Below are 18448 nucleotides of genomic sequence, written 5' to 3' on the forward strand. Positions count from 1 at the left end.
ACGGATGAGACGGCCGATTGCAGAGATCGTTCGAGGGCCCAATCGAGTGACATGTTGGAGTATCAGCGAACCACCCGTCCGGCGAGGGAGAGGACGGGCGGTTCGCCAAACGTTGTCGTTTCACGAATCCGCCGGGCTCACGATGGGTGTTGTGTCGCCAACCCGGTCAAATTCGGTGACCGAGCTGCCGGTGTTCCCGTCGATCTCGATCCCGTACGACGCTTGCACCAGGAGTCCATCCTCGATGACGAGGGTCACCTCGATTGGATCCCCAACGAGGCCCAGTTCCGCGGCCGGGTAGGTTGCTGAAAGACGTACTGTGCTTGCGTCCGAGGATGACACTTCGAGTGAAGCGGGTGACGAGAGTGCGGCGAGAGGATTCTCGGACGGCGGTAGTCCGTCGAGCTCTTCCCATTCGCCGTCGGGCAGTCGCGCCCACTGACCGTTTGCAGTCGTTATGTACTCGACCTCTCCCGATCCTGAACGGATCGAGACTTGGGATGAGCCATCGAACCATCGGCCAGCGATCACGGTGGCTTGCTCGCTGTTGATCGTCACAGTTCCTGTGAATTCGTATCCCTCGGCGAAGCTGGCCAGCGCGTCAGCAAGAAGCCTTTGGGCATCGATTGCCGTGGTTGGTGCCTGCGATTCGGCGGGGTCAACCGCGGCCGTCGTAGCGGTAGCAGCGTTGGAGGTGGTGGTCGCTGTTGTGGAAGTGCTCGATAGTTCGCCAATCGTCGAACTGCAGCCCGCAAGTGCCAGCAACAAGATGGTGGCGGCCCCGAGGGGCCGCCACCATGGCTTCATTGAACGACTATTCGTCGTCATCTCGTCGTCGTCGTGGTCCTTCTTGTCGCGATCGTCGTCGTCGTCGTCGTGGTCCTTCTTGTCGCGATCGTCGTCGTCGTGGTCGCGGTCCTTCTTGTCGCGATCGTCGTCGTCGTGGTCGCACTTCTGCGTGGTCTGCGATTTAACCTTGAGGTCCCAGGTGCCGTCGTCGCTTTCCTTGAGTTCGACGCGAACTCGTGCATCGGAGTCGGCGAACCGCACCTCGAAACCGTGACCCTTGTCCTTGATGTCGTATGTGTCGGGATCGGCGTCAGCGCTGTCAACGGTGGTGCCAGTGAACGTGAGGTCGCCGGTATCGGAGATTGCATAGGTGATGCCGATTGGTGTGCCGTCGCAGTAGCGCCCGACCCAGTTGTGGTCGCCGACGAGGTCGGCTAGCTGCTGGTCCTTGAGCTTCTGTATGTCCTTGCCTTTGAGTTCGATCGAAAGCTTTACCGAAGTGTTGTCATCGTCATCATCGTCCTCGAACTCCATCTCAACCTTGATCTTCAAGGTCATGGTGTAGCCGTTCGAGGTGAATGTGATCTTCACCCACGACTCGGCCTCGTCATCGTCGAGTTCCATCCTGATGTCGCTGATTTCGGAGGCACCGTCCTCAGGGAACATTGCTGTGACAAACACGTTTGCCAGCTCTGGATAGCCGTCGGCGTTCTCAATAACGTCAAAAGCCACGGAAGTTTTGTCGTCGGCACCGAAGAGGACAGCCGACCAGGCGTGGCTGCCAACAATGGCGGATAGATCAGCTGCCTTTATGGTTGCGCGCAACCTGTCTTTCTTGGCCGACACATCGATGCGGGTCGAACCATCTTCGTCGGTGAATCGCACCTTGTTCTCACCGGTATGCGTCTCGGTGAACGCCGTGTCGCTAATCTCGACCTCGGTGATGTTGCCGATTTCGTCCACGGTAACCGCTACGTTCAGCGGGGAACCGAGGATCCCAAGCGTAAGAGTCATTCCTCCGGTGTCCGCAATCGCTTGCGTCGTACTGGCGGATGCTGCCGCTGGGGCGATCAGCGAACTCGCAGCGACGGACAACGTCAGCAGACTTATCCAGCGTTTCTTCATGTGGTTTCGATCCTCTCGGTTGCTTCGGCCGGTAAACCAGGGCCGTTTGCGTTGTACAGGTGTGTCATCACCTTCTCTAACTATCGGCGATCGATGGTTAAGCCAGGGTTAGGCGACCACTAACAGTGGCAGAGGAGAGTTTTTCTTTGCCGACATGAAAACCCGGATCTCAGGTGGTTACACCATCGGTTTGTCGGTGAGTCCCATGAATTTCACAATGCGTGCGGAGATTTCCTCAATCGATACAGCCGTGGTATCGGTCGGGCGTAACCCCATCGATCGATAGATGCGAGCTGCGCGGTTGACATCAGCAGTACACCGGTCTTGGGACGCGTACGGCGAGTTGGGCCGCCGGTGCTGCCGAATCTTGTGGAGGCGGACCGGGTCGATCGTCAGTGCGTAAAGCTTGTCAACGTGGTGGATCAACGCTTCCGGCAGTCCGGGAGAGTCAAGGTCCTCGTCAATGAGCGGATAGTTCGCTGCCGCGACGCCGTAGTGCATTGCCAGGTACAGACATGTTGGTGTCTTGCCGCATCTCGATACGCCGATGACGATGACGTCCGCTCGATCGTAGTGTTGGAGCCCAACGCCGTCGTCTGTGCTCAGCGTGAAATCGACGGCGTCGAGGCGCTTCTGGTACCCCTTGCTGTCCGAGATGTCGTGAAATGTTCCGATATCGCGGCTCGGCTGTGCGTGCAGTTCCTCAGATAGGGCAGGCACAAACGCACTGAACGTATTGAGAACAAGCGCATCGGCAGCGTCAACGTGCTGTTCAAGGCTCTTGTTGATAAGGGTTGTGAAAACGATGGGGCGTGATCCGATGCGTTCGCCGACTTTCACGATTTCAGCGGCGATCGCCTTTGCCTTGGCGTCCGTGTCCACGAAGGATCGTACGAGATACACCCACTCGATCGACTCGTAGCGCGCAAGGATCGACCGTGCCAACGCCTCAACGGTTACACCTGTGTGGTCCGACACGCAAAAAACTGCCCGGCGATGCATCGCTAGACCTCGACTCGTGCGAGGTGAAGCCAGGTCGCAACAACGCTATCGGGGTTCAAAGAGATACTTGAGATGCCCTGGTCTGCCAGCCACTCCGCGAAGTCGGGGTGGTCAGACGGCCCCTGACCGCAGATGCCGATGTATTTGTCGGCACGCTTGCAGGCATCGAGCGCCATCGTGATCAGGGCCTTCACCGCATCATTTCGCTCATCGAACAGATGCGCGATGAGCCCGGAGTCGCGGTCGAGCGCAAGGGCGAATTGGGTGAGGTCGTTCGAACCGATCGAGAACCCGTCGAACATCTCAAGAAATTGGTCAGCCAGCAGGGCGTTCGACGGAATTTCGCACATCATGATGAGGCGCAGACCGTTTTCACCGCGACGGATACCGTTGGTCGCGAGGACGTCCACGACGTTGCTGGCCTCTTCGACGGTGCGGACGAACGGCACCATGACCTCGACGTTCGTGAGCCCCATGTCGTCGCGGACCGATCGGATCGCCTCGCACTCAAGGGCGAACGCCTTCTTGAAAGAGGCCGCTGTGTATCGCGATGCTCCTCGAAAACCAATCATCGGGTTCTCTTCGACGGGTTCGTACAGGGGTCCACCGATGAGGTGCGCGTACTCGTTGGACTTGAAATCCGACAACCGCACGATCACCGGCTTTGGCGCAAACGCCGCCGCGATGGTCGCAACACCCTCGCGCAACTTCTCCACAAAGAACGTTGTGGCGTCGGTGTAACCGGCGATCCGTTCGTCCACCTGTGTGAGTACCTCTGGAGGGAGGTCGGGGTGGTCAACGAGCGCTTGAGGATGTACGCCGATGACGTTATTGATAATGAACTCAAGACGAGCAAGCCCGACACCGGAGTTCGGTAAGCGCGAGAATGAGAACGCCCGATCGGGGCTCGCCACATTCATCATGATCTTGGTTGCCAGCTCGGGCATCGAGTCGAGCTCGATTCGTAACACCTCGTGGTCAAGGATGCCTTCGTAGACGTACCCGGTGTCTCCCTCAGCACACGAAACGGTGGCCCCAAGACCGTCCGTGAGCAACGTCGTGGCTTCGCCGGTGCCAACCACCGCGGGAATTCCGAGTTCGCGCGCGATGATTGCGGCGTGGCAGGTGCGACCGCCACGGTTCGTCACGATCGCGCTTGCACGCTTCATCACAGGTTCCCAGTCTGGGTCCGTCATATCAGCAACGAGGATGTCACCTTCTTGCACTCGGTCCATCTCATGGGGTGAGGCGATGACGCGAATCGTGCCGGATCCGATTCGTTGCCCGACGGACCGGCCTTCGATGATGACCGGGCCGCGCTCGTTGAGCTGAAATCGCTCAAGCACGTTTGCCGACGTCTGCGACTGCACCGTCTCAGGACGAGCTTGGAGGATGTAAAGCTTGTTGTCGTTGCCGTCTTTGCCCCATTCAATGTCCATTGGGCGGTCGTAGTGTTTCTCGATGATCACTGCGAGTCGTGCGAGTTCCTCTACCTCGTCGTTCGACAAGGAAAACTGCGTTTGGCGTTCGGGTGGTACGTCCTGTTCTGTGACACCTGGTCCGGTGAGCACCATCTCACGATGTTTCGAACCCATGCGGCGCTGGATGACCGCTGGGCGCCCCTCCGCTAGCGCCTTCTTGTAGACGTAGAACTCGTCGGGTACCACGGCGCCCTGCACAACGAGTTCCCCAAGGCCGTACGCTGATGTTATGAGCACCACACCTTCATGACCAGACTCGGTGTCCATGGTGAACATGACTCCGCTCGAACCGCAGTCGGAGCGAACCATCTGTTGAATGCCGGCTGAGATCGCAACCTGGCTGTGCGCAAAACCTTTATGGACCCGGTACGCGATTGCTCGGTCGTTGTACAGGGACGCAAACACCTCACGGACCGCTGCGAGCACCGCGTCAATTCCGGTCACGTTGAGGAAAGTTTCCTGCTGACCGGCGAAGGATGCGTCTGGAAGGTCTTCGGCGGTAGCCGAAGAACGTACCGCGACAGCCATGTCACCATCCGATGAGAGGTCGCGGTAATGACTGCTGATCTGGCCGGTGAGTTCTGACCCGAGGGGTGCGTCGACTATCCACTGGCGGATCGTTTTACCCGCGAGGGCCAGCGCGTCGAGGTCGTTGATGTCCAGGGAATCCAAGAGCGTTCTGGCACGCGTATCGATGTCGTTGGTTCGAACGAAGTCGCGAAACGCGTCTGCGGTTGTGGCAAAACCGCCAGGCACGCGGACACCAGCGTCGGCGAGGTGTGAAATCATCTCCCCAAGGGAGGCGTTCTTGCCTCCGACGAGGTCGACGTCGGCCATCCCCACGTCGCTCAGTTGGCGAATCAAAGATCCCATGCAGTGCCCTTCCCGGTCTGTCTTGTGCGCATCTCCAAAGCTGCGCGTATCTCCAAGGGTAACGGCAAAACCGCTGCGTCAGAGATCCGCCTGCCATGGCGCGACTGCTTCAGTGTCAACCGAGTAGTGGCCGACAGCCTGTTGCACCAACTCTCGATCGATGGTGCCCTGTGATGCGAGTTCCCCGAGCACGGTGACCACGATGTGACCGGTATCCACCTCAAAGAACGACCTGAGTGACTCCCGAATATCCGAGCGACCAAAGCCGTCCGTTCCGAGAGACGTGTACGTGCCTGGCACCCAGCGCGAAATCTGATCAGGAACGGCTCGCATGTAGTCGGTCACTGCCACAACCGGTCCAGACGCCAACAGAAGCTGTTGCGTAACGAGCGGCACGTGGTTGTCCTGGAGCGGATGGAGCCTGTTCCACCGTTCCGCACCGAGAGCCTGTTCACGGAGCTTCTTGTACGACGTGACGCTCCATAGCTCAGTGCCAACGCCGTAGATGCTTGCTAGATCTTGTTGGGCTTCGCGTGCAGCACCCTGGGACGCCCCTGAAAACAGAATGGTCGCCTGCGATGTCGTGCCTTCGGGTGCCTGTGAGAATCGGTACATTCCTTCGATGATCCCGTCGTCGATACCCTCGGGTTTCTCAGGTTGCAAATAATTCTCGTTGTACAACGTGAGGTAGTAGTAGACGTCTTCATCTTCGACATACATGCGGTGCATACCGTGTTTGATTATGGCGGCCGTCTCGTACGCAAATGCGGGGTCATATACCTCGCATGTTGGAATGCTTGAGGCGAGCAGCGGCGAGTGCCCATCCTGGTGTTGCAGCCCTTCGCCAAGCAGCGTGGTGCGGCCAGCTGTTGCGCCGATGAGAAAACCGCGGGCCCGCATATCGGCCGCTAGCCAAGTGAGGTCACCGATACGCTGAAAACCGAACATGGAGTAGAACATGAAGAAAGGAACCATCGGAACGCCTCGCGTGGCGTACGACGTCGCTGCGGCGATCCAACTCGCCATCGAACCAGCCTCAGTAATTCCTTCTTCGAGAATCTGGCCATCGCTGCGTTCCTCATAGGAGAGCAGCATCGCATGATCGACAGGTTCGTAAAGCTGCCCTTTTGGCGCGTAGATTGCCAACTCCTTGAAGAGGGCATCCATGCCGAACGTGCGACCCTCGTCGGGGATTATCGGTACAACTCGACTGCCCATGTTTTCGTCTCGACATAAACTCCGCAGCAGTCGTATGTATGCCATCGTCGTGGAGACAGCGTTGTCCCCAGAGCCGGCGTCGAACTCTTCAAACACCTCGTCAGCCGGCATCTGCAGAGGTTTGCGTACGGCGGTCGTGCGTCGCGGCACGGACCCGCCGAGTTCGGCCCTGCGTTCCTTGTTGTAGCGAACCTCTGGTGAGTCAGGTGCCGGGCGGATATAGGGCGGATCCTGGTCGTCAGAGAGCGATTCGAGAGGAACGTCTTCCTCGAGTCCGAGTTTTATGCGGAGCCCCTTGAGTTGCTCTGTCGAGAGCTTCTTGAAGCTGTGGGTGCTCATTCCCCCCTGGACACCCTTGCCGAGCTCCCACCCCTTGATGGTTTTTGCAAGGATCACCGTCGGTGCACCCTTGAGCTCGGTCGCCGCTTTGTACGCGGTGTAGACCTTGCGGTAGTCGAGTCCGCCCCTGCGCAATGCCCACACCTCTTCGTCGGTCATGTGGGACACGAGTTCTGCGAGTTCCGGTTCTGGTCCGAAGAAATGCTCGCGTACATAAGCACCGTTCTCGGCCTTGTAGCGCTGATACTCACCGTCCACGGTTGTGTTCATTCTGTGAACGAGCGCACCAGTCGTGTCGCGAGCGATGAGATCGTCCCAGTTTGTTCCCCAGATGACCTTGAGGACGTTCCAGCCGGCACCCCGAAAGACCGCCTCGAGTTCCTGGATGATTTTCCCGTTTCCCCGGACAGGGCCGTCGAGACGCTGGAGGTTGCAGTTGATCACCCACGTCAGATTATCGAGGTGTTCTCTTCCGGCAAGGGTGATGGCCCCAAGGCTCTCTGGTTCGTCTGTCTCGCCGTCCCCGAGAAATCCCCACACCCGTGTGTCAGTGGTGTCGTCGTGGCCACGACTTTCAAGGTACTTGTTGAATCGGGCCTGATATATGGAGTTGATGGGACCGAGTCCCATTGACACGGTCGGGTATTCCCAGAAGTCGGGCATGAGGCGTGGGTGTGGGTATGAAGAGAGGCCGCCACCGGCAACTTCGCGTCTGAAATTGTCGAGCTGGTTTTCGTCGATGCGCCCTTCGAGGAATGCCCGGGCATAGATGCCAGGCGACGCGTGTCCCTGGAAATACACCGCATCGCCGGGACGGTCGGATGTGTGGCCTCTAAAGAAGTGGTTGAAACCAACTTCATGGAGAAGCGCTGAGCTTGCAAACGACGAGAGGTGGCCTCCGATACCGTCCGCTGTCTTATTCGCCTTTGTCACCATCACTGCGGCATTCCACCGGATGATGTGGCGGATGCGACGTTCGAGCTTCTCGTCGCCGGGGTACGGAGCTTCGTTTGCTGCCGGGATCGTGTTTATGTACGGGGTCGACACCGAAGCGGGGACGCCGATGTTGCGTTGTCGCGCACGCTCGATCAGACGGGCCATGAGGATCTGAGCCCGGCGGGTGCCGTCGCTCTCGATGACGCTGTCCAACGCCTCGAGCCATTCACGGGTCTCTTCGGGGTCCATGTCGGGTAACTGATGTGTGAACCCGTCAATGATCATGCCGTCTCCGTCGTTCCTGCTACGCGAGTCGGAAGGATAACGCGTGCCAGCGGTGTCTCCTGCGTGCCTACCCGGTGCGTTCACTTCGTAGCCGCTCAACAAATGGCAGCGAGTCTCCGAGTGCGACCTGGGGTCGTCGCCTCCCGTCACCCCCTCGCGATGTGTTCAGAACCGCCGCTGAAGACACATAGTGAACTTTGATGCCTGGTCTCCGACCTACCCGTGGACAACGTGCTTTGTTGTCCGGGTGCTGCTTTCGGGAACCCGTCTCGATCCGGTTATTATGCGCGCCAAGCGCCCGTTGGAGAGGACAAAGATGAGCGAAGGATTGCTGCTACTACACATTCTGGGGGTGGCGACATGGTTCGGCGCGAATGTCACGCAGTTTGCCGTCAACCGGTCGATGATGGAGGATCGCGGACCGGTCGCGGCGCGATGGTTACGAACCACGGCGGGGATGAGCAAGACGCTGTACATGCCCGCCGCCATTCTGATCCTGGTCACCGGCATCGCGCTCGTTGTGACGTCGGACGGCGTGTTCGAGTTCAGTGACGTCTTTGTTTCGATCGGAATCGTGGCCATCATCGTGGGCGTCGTCCTGGGTATCAAGGTGTTCGAGCCTGAAGCGATCAAGGCGGCGGATGCTTTTGACGCGGGCGATGGTGACATTGCAGACACCGCGCGGGCAAGAATCCGTCAGTTCGGCGTGATTGACACGTTGTTGATGGTGGTCACGGTGTGGGCGATGGTTTCCCGCCTCGGTGCGTAGCCTGTCGACCGTGGTTACCAACCTATCGTGAGGATTTCGCCGCCGAGGTCCGTGAGTAGCTCACCGTTGATATACACCCGTCCAAACGTCGTAAACACAACGTCGTCGCCGTTGGCTGAACCGATGATCCAACTGTCCGTCGTAATGTCGGTCGGTGTTTTGTCCCCGGTTATGACGTTTCTGCGGTACAGCCGTGAGATCCCCGGGCCCGTGAGATTTACATCAGAGAAGTAGACGTCGAAACCTACGATGGCGGTCGGAAATACGAAGTCTTCCGATTGGGCAATGGCCAGTCCGTCGGTGACGACGGTTTGGCTGTCTAGCTCGACCCGCAGCACGGTAGCGCTCGCTTGGAACACGAGAAGTGTGTCATTGTCAAGCCAGTGGACGTCGGCGATTGTCCGGCCAAGGTCGTTCGGGTCGATGGGTCCTTCGATTTCGAATGTCGTGACCGGGATGGCAACACCCTGGGACAGGTCGTAGATCTGCACTTGATCGGCCAGGGTGAGCACGAACTGCGACTCGGCAGGGTCGGGTATGCACTCGGAGGCATCTATGACCGCGATACGGGTGCCGTCTGGGGAGATCTGCGGGTACCGGCCGGGGTAAACCTGGTCTGTCTTACCCGTAATGAGATCCACTCGTTCCACAGTGCCGCGCGACGATTCACAATCAAACCAAAAGTCCTCTTCACCAAGTCCGTAGAACGCAGCGGAACCGTCATTTGTGACGGTGAATCGGTCGTACCGGCTTGCCTCAAGTGAAAATGGAAGCAAGTTGCCGACGAACTCTCCGGTAGTCGGATCAATCTGACGAATCCCTTCAGGGAGCTGCACCACAATGTTGCCTGCCGCGTTTGCAGTTTCTCCGATGAACCGCGGGTAGCAGGTAAACGCCGCCGGGAGATCGGCTGGGCACGCAGACACCGTTGGGTCCACATCGTATGGCCCCGCGTACACCACCCAGTAGCCCGCGTTGAGTGATGGGTAGTCGTCAGACAACAAGACGTTTGACCCTTCGATGTCCCGTGTCCGTGCAGCAGCATCTGCTTGATCGAACTCGTCGGTGGCGAGCGACGCGAGCACCAAAATCCACTGACCAAAGTCGAGCACGTCATCCACGGGCTCGACTGTCGTTGAAGTTGCCGGGACCGAGGTTGCTGTATCATCCGCGACCGGCTGTGTCGTTGGCGCAACCGTCGTTTCGGGTACTGAGGTCGTCGATGTTGTTGTTACGGTCGGCGTGGTGGTTGTGGTTCCTACAGTCGCTCCGCACGCTGCGGTGAACACTGTCAGCGCAATCAGAATGCCTATGAGTTGTCGGCTCACAGGCAGGAAGCCGCCTTTGACATGTCGGCTCACAATCTCTTCTCGTTTGATAGCTCAGTTGCCTGCGCGAGGCTACCGCCGGCGTCCGCTATCGCGTGGCATTGTCGCCAGGAACTGTTCCGACCCAGGGCTAGCCTCTGTGCAATGGCACGATCTTTACCGCATACTGGGCTGCCGATCGAGGATGTCCTCCCGCAGATCAAAGGGGCCCTCGTCGGTGCCGGGAGCGTCGTGGTTGTTGCCCCTCCGGGGTCGGGTAAAACAACGATCGTCCCGCTGCACCTACTTGATGAGGCCTGGGTCGGGGACCGCAAGATCGTCGTGCTTGAACCGCGGCGGCTTGCCACGAGGGCCGCAGCCCGAAGAATGGCCCAGCTTCTCGGCGAACGTGTTGGCGCAACGGTCGGTTACGTCACCCGAGGTGACCGGCAGGTGTCGCGTAATACCCGGATCGAGGTTGTCACGGAGGGTGTCCTCACCAGACGATTACAACACAACCCAGAGCTTGACGACACGGCGGCCGTCATCTTTGACGAAGTACACGAACGAAACCTTCAAACCGATCTCGGCTTGGCGCTGACACTCGACGTACGAGATACGATCCGTCCCGATCTGCGGATTGTCGTCATGTCCGCAACGGTGAGTGCAACCGACATTGCTGGGCACATCGGCATCGGTGGTCCGTCGCCAATAGTGGAATCGGACGCCCGCGCGTACCCTATCGACGTGTTTTGGGCGCCTTTGCGGCGCCAGACCCGCATCGAGTCGCACACCGCCCACATTGTCCAGCGGGCGCTTCGTTCGCACGACGGCGACGTGTTGGTGTTCCTCTCAGGAATGGCAGAGATCAGGCGTGTCGAACAGTTGTTACGAGAGGCCGAAATTGACGCGCACGTTCGACTGCTGCACGGGTCACTGTCCGTCGACCAGCAGGATCTTGCGCTGGCCGCTAGCTTTCCCGGCGAGCGCAAGGTTGTCTTGTCCACTGATGTCGCTGAGACCAGTCTCACGGTCGAGGGGGTGCGAATTGTGATCGACACCGGGCGGACCAAATCGCCCCGATTCGATCCCCGCACTGGTATGACTCGTCTCCTTACGCACGCAATCTCGAAGGCGTCGGCTGATCAGAGATCGGGTCGGGCTGGACGGACCGAACCCGGTGTTGCGTATCGCCTGTGGTCAAAAGTAGAGCACGGTTCTCGGCAGCCCTACATCGAACCAGAGATCGCATCTGTTGATCTCACCGGACTTGTGCTCGAGCTGGCGGCATGGGGTGTCAACGATGTCACAAAACTCCGCTGGCTCGATACTCCACCCGTACCGGCATGGAACGAGGCTGTTGAGCTACTCCGACTTCTCGGTGGAGTCGACGACGCCGGAATGATTACCGACAAGGGGCGCACAATGGTCGGTCTGCCGCTGCATCCACGCCTCGCTCGAATGGTGGCGGACGCTGGCAGCCAAGCCTGGTTGGCCTGCATCCTGGCTGCGTTGATCGACGAGCGTGACGTGCTCGGCGGGCGTCCCGACGAGGTCCCAGTCGATCTCGCTTTGCGGGTCCGCATTGTTGACGGTCTTCGTAAACATCCGCTAGAGCGCACTCGGACGATCGACACCGTTCGGCGTACCGCTAGCGACATAGCGAGGAGGGCAGGCATAACCGAGGCAGGCGCCGACCCGGAGAGGGCAGGGTTTGTTCTCGCCCATGCCTTCCCCGACCGCCTTGCGGTCCTGCGGGGTTCACCAGGGCGGTACCAGTTAAGGACAGGAAACCGGGCATGGATCAACGAGGCCGACGAGCTTGCCCCCGAGCGGTTCCTCATCCCTGCTGACCTTGATGGAAAACGCAACGAGACGCGTATCCGTCTTGCGGCTGCCATCGATGCTGAGGACGTGTCTAGCCTGTTTAGCGACGACGTCGTCGAGCAAAAACACCTTCGGTGGCTCGGGAATCGGTTGGTCGAGCGAAGGGAGCGCAAGCTCGGTGGTGTCGCCCTCAACGTGATCGACGTCAGACCGGAACCGAGCGAGGGAACAACGGCGGCCTTGATGAAGAGGGTGGGGGAGCGGGGCCTCAACACGCTCCCGTGGCACGATTCCACGACATCTTTGTGCGAGCGTGTGACGTTCTTGCACCGTCACGTTGGTGATCCATGGCCAGACTGGTCCCAAGATCAGCTGCTTACAACACTTGCCGAGTGGCTGGTCCCGTACATTGGTCACCCAAGCGGCCTAGACGATCTTGAGTCACTCGATCTCACCTCGATACTACGCGGGCGGCTCGGCCATCGGCTGTCTGGGGAACTCGCTCGCCTGACTCCGCTGCGGTTGGAGTTGCCAAGCGGCCGCAGAGTAAAGCTCGACTACTCAACGGACGTCCCGATCGTCAAAGTGAAGGTGCAGGAGCTGTACGGCACGACCACCACGCCGACCGTCGGAGGGGTACCGGTGGTGTTGCATCTTTTGTCCCCGGCCGACCGTCCGATCCAGATCACCAGCGACCTTGCCGGTTTCTGGGAAGGGAGTTGGAGGGAGGTTCGCAAAGAAATGGCTGCTCGCTACCCAAAGCACAACTGGCCTGCCAACCCCGCGAACGTTCCCGAGCGGCCGCCGCGGTAGTCGCGGGTGTGTGCCACGGAGCGCGCTCTGCTAGTAGGTTGGCGCCATGTCGCAGCTGCCTGATGATTCCGCGTTAAGGGGCGTGATTGCGCGCGTTCCGGTACTCGCCGGAGCGAGCGAACTGATGGTGTCGATGTTGCCGGGAGGTCTTTCGAATACCACGTACCTTGTGGTAGCTGACGGCGTCGAGTGTGTTGTGAGGATCACCGGTCATAACGGCGAGGTGCTCGGGATTGACCGAGAACGCGAAGCGGTGATCGCTCGCCGTGCCGCAGACGCCGGCATCGGGCCAGAGATTCTGGACTTTTTTCTCCCTGAAGGACATTCGGTTACTCGCTATCTGGCTGACGCGCACCCGTTGTCTGAGAGCGAGTTTGCTTCCGCCGACATGATTCCGCGTGTCGCGGCGCGACTGAAGCAGGTTCATCAACTCGACCCGGTTGACAGCGTGTTCAATCCATACGAGAACATTGCTCGGTGGCTCGTGGTGGCCGATGAAGTCGGTACACCCCGTCCGCAACGGCTCGGTGCGCTGTTGGGGCAGGTTGCGCAGATTGAGCGGTCGCACGTTGCGAACCGCGTCATTACCAACGTGCTGTGTCACAACGACACTTTCTACCGCAACTATCTCGACGACGGAACCCTCTGGCTGATCGACTGGGAGTTCGCCGCGATGGGCGACCCCCTCTATGACCTTGCCGGTGTTTCGTACCGTATCGATTCCGCAAGCCGGGACCTGCTGTTGCGAGAGTACTTCGGCCATGTCGACCCAACGGTTCGAAAGCACCTCGATGACCTCGTTGCCGTATACCTGTGCCGGTGCGTCGCGTGGTCGCTGGTCCAGATCGGCGAAACAGTCATAGACGTCAATTTCCAAGACCTCGCGCAAGAATACCTCGACATGGCAGAGCGCAGCACCTAACCCCAACGCTGGTCGACTTGGCAGTGGATCTTCAACCTGCTGCCCTGGAATGGTCGTGTTTCCGGTGAATGTGCGCTCAGAGGTCCAGGATATCGCCGAGCGTGGGTCACCGAAATCGTTGTCTCCTCACCAGGAATCAGCGTTCAGTTAGGTCTCGTGGTCGCCCCACACACCTGTCATGTGGTTCGCCGTTTGACGCAGCCGACCTGATATGCAATTATTTCATCCAATGAATGAAATAATTGTCGACCGCTTCCTAGGGAAGGCGGTTAACAGAAATCTCGTGTTGAACCTCGTTAAGAGTCAGGGTCCGATTTCTCGCGCGGCGATCGCCGAGCAGTCCGGTCTGAGCGCTGCAACGATCTCCAACCTCAGTTCTGAGCTCATTGAAAGCGGTCTGATTCACGAGACCGGAGTCGTCGAGACCTCTCGAGGGCGGCCGCCGGTGATGCTGAGTCTCAACAGCGCCGCTAGGTACGTTGTGGGAGTGAAGGTGATGCCCGGGTCGCTGGTGGCAGTGGTAACCGATCTCGACGCGCAGGTCGTTGCTCACAGAGATTTCCTGGATACCAGCGGCCAGGTTCCTTCTGCGCGGAATGGGCTTGGGGAAGGAGCGGACGTCGCTTCCGTGATTGGGCAGATTGCGATGCTTGTCGAGGGGGTAATTTCGGATTCTGGTATCAATCCTTCGGACGTTCTCGGTGTCGGTCTTGGTCTCGCCGGCATCGTCGACAGCACGACGGGTCTTCTTAGATACTCGCCCTTTTTTGGGTGGCGCGATGTCGATCTCGCCGGTCCGTTGGCGTCGGTGCTGGGTCTTGACGTGTATCTGGAGAACGACGTCAACTCCCTCACTATCGCCGAACAATGGTTCGGACACGGTCGCGGACTCGATCACTTTGTGGTCGTTACCGTCGGCCTCGGCGTCGGTGCAGGGTTCGTTCTTAATGGGGAGTTTTATGGGGGTGATGGCCGCGGCGTCGGCGAACTCGGGCACATCACCGTTCTTCCCAACGGTCCAGTGTGTAGATGTGGGAGGCGGGGATGTCTCGAGGTGATGGCGAGCGATGGGGCAGTGACGAGCGCCGCCGTCGCAGCAGTCGAAAGCGGGGCGGCCACGGCCCTTAGGAGTATTGACAACATCAGTTTCGACTCAGTCGTCGAGGCGGCAGAGGGGGGTGACAACGTAGCTCGGGAGCTGCTTGCTGAGTCAGGCCGGTGGTTGGGAATCGGTCTCGCCCTCATCGTCAACCTTCTCAATCCCGAACTGCTCATTGTTGCCGGCGAGGGTGTCGCGGCCGGCAGTTTCCGGCTCGGGCCCATGAGAACCGCGCTGGAGGAAAGTCGGTTCGATTCACTTGGATCCGGGACGCGACTCGTCGTCGAATCTGCAGGAGACGTTACGTGGGCCCGAGGAGCGGCGTGCGTCGTTCTCAGTGAATTTTTTAGGTCGCCGTTGCGCCGCGGAAGACCCGTCGCTTCCGCGCGCGCGGCGGGTTTTGATCCTCGCGGGCCGGGCGCGGAGTCCGACTCTCTCGGGGGGGTGAACGTTTCTCGATGATTTGGCTTGGATCAGCTCGCCGATGGTGGGTGGTATTCCTGGCGCCGAGTCTGGTGCTGCTGCTCACCTTTACGGTGGCGCCGATTCTTGCTGCCGGGCTGCTCAGCTTTTTTGACTGGGACCTGGTGACCGATCCAGAGTTTGTTGGTGTAGGAAACTTCGTCGAACTGGCTGGCGACGGACAGTTCCGGTCTGCGCTCGTTCACACCTTGATCTTCATTGCGGGGTATCTACCTGTTGTGATGTTCGTGGGACTCGGTCTAGCCCTTCTTATGAACCGTCGCAGCCAGCTCGCTAGCGTCTCTCGCGTTGTCTTCTTCATGCCGGTCGTTTCTGCGTGGGTTGCAGTTGCCCTGATGTGGAAGTGGATGCTCAATTCTCGCTTTGGTGTCATCAACTGGTTGCTCGGCCTCGTCGGTATTGACGGACCACAGTGGCTGTTCGAAAGAGGGTGGGCAATGGTGTCGGTCATTGCGGTCAGTGTTTGGAAGGACGCTGGTTTCGTGATGATTCTGTTCTTGGCGGGTTTGCAAGCAGTTCCGGCCGACTGCCGCGAGGCAGCCTTCGTAGACGGCGCTACGAGGTGGCAGACCTTCTGGCGCATCACGTTTCCTCTGCTCACGCCGACCGTCTTTTTGGTCTCGATTATCTTGCTCATCAACTCATTCCAGGTGTTCGAGCAAGTATGGATCCTTACCGGTGGTGGGCCTCTCGATTCGACGACGGTTGTGGTCCAACAGATCGTCAAGAACGCTTTCAGTTTTGGCCGTATGGGTTATGCCGCTGCGATGTCATGGATTCTATTTGTCTTTATCTTTGCGGTGACCATCTTGCAGACGCGCCTTCAACGACGGTGGGTGCACTATGACAGGTAACGTTGGAGGAGCGACAGAGACGCGTGTGCGGCGGATGGCCGGTAACCGAGACAGGCGGCGGGTCAAAGTCGGGCGGTTTGTCGGCTGGTCGATGCTCGCCTTGGTCGCTGCCACCATGCTCTTTCCGTTCGTTTGGAGCTTCTCGACCTCGCTGCAGACCAGGGATTCACTTCTCCAGATTCCTCCGCGGTTGATACCTGAGTCGCCGACACTCGATAGCTACCGGCGTGTCATGGAGGTCACCCCGTTCTTCCGCATGCTGATCAATTCCACAATTGTGACGTTGTCGGTCACCACGCTCCAAGTTCTGACGAGCGCGCTCGCGGGCTACGGCCTTGCGCGGTTCAGGTTCAGAGGTAGGCACATGCTATTTCTCTTGTATCTCGGAACACTGATGGTTCCGGCTCAGGTAACAATCGTCCCGCTGTTCATAGGGATGAGTCGCCTTGGGTGGCTGAACACACTCCAGGCGCTAATCGTGCCAATGATTGCAAGCGCGTTTGGTGTGTTCCTTTTTCGGCAGTATTTCTTACAAATGCCCAACGAACTCGAGGAGGCGGCTGCGATCGACGGCGCAGGTCCGTGGCGCACGTTCTGGAGAATCGCTTTTCCCTACGCCAGGCCGGTTGCCGCGACTCACGGAATCTTGGCCTTTATGGCGTCGTGGAACTCGTTCCTCTGGCCGCTGTTCGTGGCCCGCAACGAGCAGTCGATGACTCTCCCGGTCGGCCTCGCATCGCTCCATGGTCGTTACCAAACGGATTGGAACCTCGTCATGGCCGGTTCGATCATTGCGGTGGTACCCGTGATCATCGTTTTCGCGGTTATGCAGCGACACATCGCAGCGGGCCTTCTCCTGGGAGGCGTCAACCGATGATGCCTGTCGAGCACACTACCGCCAAGTTCACGTACTCGGGGTGTCGAACACTGTCGTGAGACACCCGTAGCTAACCAAACGGAAAGAAGGAAGAGAACATGAAAACACGAATATGGATTCTGTTTAGCGTCTTCGCTTTGATCGCCGCTGCATGCGGTGGCGGCTCAACGGCGACGACGGCGGGGGCAACCGAATCACCAACTACTACAGCAACCGAATCACCAACTCCTACAAAGGCGTCTGAAAGCTCTGGTACTGACACGACGTCAAGCGCGGCTCCGGCCGAACCGACGACCATCAGATACTTTACGTTTTCTGCGGCGCCCGACAATCTCACGGTTCTCGATGAGATGATCGCAGCCTTCGAAGCGCAAAACCCTGATGTCAAGGTCGAGGTGGAGACGGCACCCTTCGACGACTACTTCACTCTGTTGCAAACTCAGATCGCGGGAGGGGATGCTCCCGACACTTTTGAGCTCAACTTTGAGAACTTCGTGTCGTTTGCATCGAAGGGCACCCTTGCTGACCTCGGTCCTCTAACCGCAGCCGACTCGGGCTTCGATGGCGGAGCTTACTACCAACCGGCGTTTGACGCCTTTTCGGTGGGTGGCACGCAGTACGGGCTGCCGGCGAGCTACTCGACTGTCATGCTGTTCTACAACAAGGACCTATTCGACGCCGCAGGTGTCGCGTACCCGACCGACACTTGGACATGGTCTGACGAACGTGCGGCGGCGGAGGCCATTGGTGCCACCGACGAGAACGTTTGGGGATCCTTTGCGGGTGTCCAGTTCTGGGAGTTCTACAAGACCGCGGCTCAGAACGGTTGCTCGTTCTTCTCCGGTGATCAGGTAACGCTCAACGATGCCGGTTGTGTAGATGCGCTCCAGTTCATGATCGACAATGTCAACAGCGGTCTGCAGCCGACCTCGGCAGACATGGGCGGAGTTTCCGATGGTGACATGTTCATCAACGGAGAACTCGGCATGATCACGACCGGGATCTGGATGTTCTCAGCATTCGAAGACAACGACTTTGGTTGGGATGTCGTCGTTGAGCCTGGGAACACCCAAGGCGGAAGCCACTTCTTCGCTAATGGCGTTGCGGTTTCTGCAGCCTCCGACAAGCAGGAAGCTGCCTACCGGTGGTTGCGGTTCTTCACGTCGAGTGATGAATCAGCTCGGCTTCGGGTCGGTGCGTCCTGGGAACTCCCAACGTTGACCGATTCGTCGCTGTACGACGAGTACCTAGCAGCGGAGTCGCCGGCGAACCGCGCTGCGGTGCTTGCGTCGCTTGCGAACGTTGTCGTTCCTCCGGTAATCGAGCGTCAGGCAGAGATGCAGGACTCGCTGAACAGCCTCATCGAGAGGGCGTTGGCTGGCGAAATGACCGTGCAGGAGGCACTCGACCAGGCGAAAGCAGAGGTTGAGGCCCTTCTCAACTAACAAC

12 protein-coding genes are annotated in these 18448 nt (G+C 59.0%); 7 read left to right on the forward strand and 5 right to left on the reverse strand.

The window, feature by feature from the left end:
• Positions 1–120 precede the first annotated feature (120 nt).
• From IIC71_04270 to aceE, 4 genes are all read right to left on the reverse strand, one after another.
• Positions 121–1914 carry a hypothetical protein gene (locus tag IIC71_04270; protein ID MCH7668408.1) on the reverse strand — a complete coding sequence of 598 codons (1794 nt, stop codon included), beginning with the start codon at positions 1912–1914 and terminating at the stop codon, positions 121–123.
• 177 nt (positions 1915–2091) lie between these two features.
• The gene (gene ppsR / locus IIC71_04275; protein MCH7668409.1) at positions 2092–2916 is read right to left on the reverse strand and encodes a pyruvate, phosphate dikinase/phosphoenolpyruvate synthase regulator; all 825 of its coding nucleotides are present in this window, start codon (positions 2914–2916) and stop codon (positions 2092–2094) included.
• 2 nt (positions 2917–2918) lie between these two features.
• On the reverse strand, positions 2919–5270 hold the full coding sequence (gene ppsA / locus IIC71_04280; GenBank protein MCH7668410.1) for a phosphoenolpyruvate synthase: 2352 nt from the start codon (positions 5268–5270) through the stop codon (positions 2919–2921).
• Positions 5271–5348: 78 nt separating this feature from the next.
• Positions 5349–8048 carry a pyruvate dehydrogenase (acetyl-transferring), homodimeric type gene (gene aceE / locus IIC71_04285; GenBank protein ID MCH7668411.1) on the reverse strand — a complete coding sequence of 900 codons (2700 nt, stop codon included), beginning with the start codon at positions 8046–8048 and terminating at the stop codon, positions 5349–5351.
• Between the two features lie 316 nt (positions 8049–8364).
• On the opposite strand from aceE, the gene IIC71_04290 reads away from it, so the two are divergent.
• Positions 8365–8817: a DUF2269 family protein gene (locus IIC71_04290; GenBank protein MCH7668412.1), complete on the forward strand. Its 453-nt coding sequence runs from the start codon at positions 8365–8367 to the stop codon at positions 8815–8817.
• A 14-nt stretch (positions 8818–8831) separates the two neighbouring features.
• Here IIC71_04290 and IIC71_04295 read toward each other — a convergent pair whose 3' ends face one another.
• On the reverse strand, positions 8832–10178 hold the full coding sequence (locus IIC71_04295; protein ID MCH7668413.1) for a hypothetical protein: 1347 nt from the start codon (positions 10176–10178) through the stop codon (positions 8832–8834).
• Positions 10179–10289: 111 nt separating this feature from the next.
• Between IIC71_04295 and hrpB the strand changes: the two genes are divergently transcribed.
• The 6 genes from hrpB (at position 10290) to IIC71_04325 (ending at position 18444) form a co-directional block, all read left to right on the forward strand.
• Positions 10290–12764: an ATP-dependent helicase HrpB gene (gene hrpB / locus IIC71_04300; GenBank protein ID MCH7668414.1), complete on the forward strand. Its 2475-nt coding sequence runs from the start codon at positions 10290–10292 to the stop codon at positions 12762–12764.
• Positions 12765–12810: 46 nt separating this feature from the next.
• Complete coding sequence (locus IIC71_04305) at positions 12811–13686, forward strand: phosphotransferase (GenBank protein ID MCH7668415.1); 876 nt, start codon at positions 12811–12813, stop codon at positions 13684–13686.
• A gap of 229 nt (positions 13687–13915) precedes the next feature.
• On the forward strand, positions 13916–15247 hold the full coding sequence (locus IIC71_04310; GenBank protein MCH7668416.1) for an ROK family transcriptional regulator: 1332 nt from the start codon (positions 13916–13918) through the stop codon (positions 15245–15247).
• Positions 15244–16122: a sugar ABC transporter permease gene (locus IIC71_04315; GenBank protein ID MCH7668417.1), complete on the forward strand. Its 879-nt coding sequence runs from the start codon at positions 15244–15246 to the stop codon at positions 16120–16122. The genes IIC71_04310 and IIC71_04315 overlap by 4 nt, the downstream gene beginning before the upstream one ends.
• A gap of 34 nt (positions 16123–16156) precedes the next feature.
• On the forward strand, positions 16157–16999 hold the full coding sequence (locus IIC71_04320; protein ID MCH7668418.1) for a carbohydrate ABC transporter permease: 843 nt from the start codon (positions 16157–16159) through the stop codon (positions 16997–16999).
• Positions 17000–17097: 98 nt separating this feature from the next.
• Positions 17098–18444 (forward strand): sugar ABC transporter substrate-binding protein, encoded by a 1347-nt coding sequence (locus IIC71_04325; protein MCH7668419.1) that lies wholly within the window; start codon positions 17098–17100, stop codon positions 18442–18444.
• Positions 18445–18448: the final 4 nt, after the last annotated feature.

Source organism: Acidobacteriota bacterium, assembly GCA_022562055.1.
GTDB lineage: Bacteria > Actinomycetota > Acidimicrobiia > Spongiisociales > UBA5794 > BMS3BBIN02.

Bases quoted from the DNA above. Each gene is read 5' to 3' on its own strand.
- IIC71_04270 (MCH7668408.1), bottom strand. From the start codon at position 1,914: ATGAAGAAACGCTGGATAAGTCTGCTGACGTTGTCCGTCGCTGCGAGT.
- ppsR (MCH7668409.1), bottom strand. From the start codon at position 2,916: ATGCATCGCCGGGCAGTTTTTTGCGTGTCGGACCACACAGGTGTAACC.
- ppsA (MCH7668410.1), bottom strand. From the start codon at position 5,270: ATGGGATCTTTGATTCGCCAACTGAGCGACGTGGGGATGGCCGACGTC.
- aceE (MCH7668411.1), bottom strand. From the start codon at position 8,048: ATGATCATTGACGGGTTCACACATCAGTTACCCGACATGGACCCCGAA.
- IIC71_04290 (MCH7668412.1), top strand. From the start codon at position 8,365: ATGAGCGAAGGATTGCTGCTACTACACATTCTGGGGGTGGCGACATGG.
- hrpB (MCH7668414.1), top strand. From the start codon at position 10,290: ATGGCACGATCTTTACCGCATACTGGGCTGCCGATCGAGGATGTCCTC.
- IIC71_04305 (MCH7668415.1), top strand. From the start codon at position 12,811: ATGTCGCAGCTGCCTGATGATTCCGCGTTAAGGGGCGTGATTGCGCGC.
- IIC71_04310 (MCH7668416.1), top strand. From the start codon at position 13,916: ATGAATGAAATAATTGTCGACCGCTTCCTAGGGAAGGCGGTTAACAGA.
- IIC71_04315 (MCH7668417.1), top strand. From the start codon at position 15,244: ATGATTTGGCTTGGATCAGCTCGCCGATGGTGGGTGGTATTCCTGGCG.
- IIC71_04320 (MCH7668418.1), top strand. From the start codon at position 16,157: ATGGCCGGTAACCGAGACAGGCGGCGGGTCAAAGTCGGGCGGTTTGTC.
- IIC71_04325 (MCH7668419.1), top strand. From the start codon at position 17,098: ATGAAAACACGAATATGGATTCTGTTTAGCGTCTTCGCTTTGATCGCC.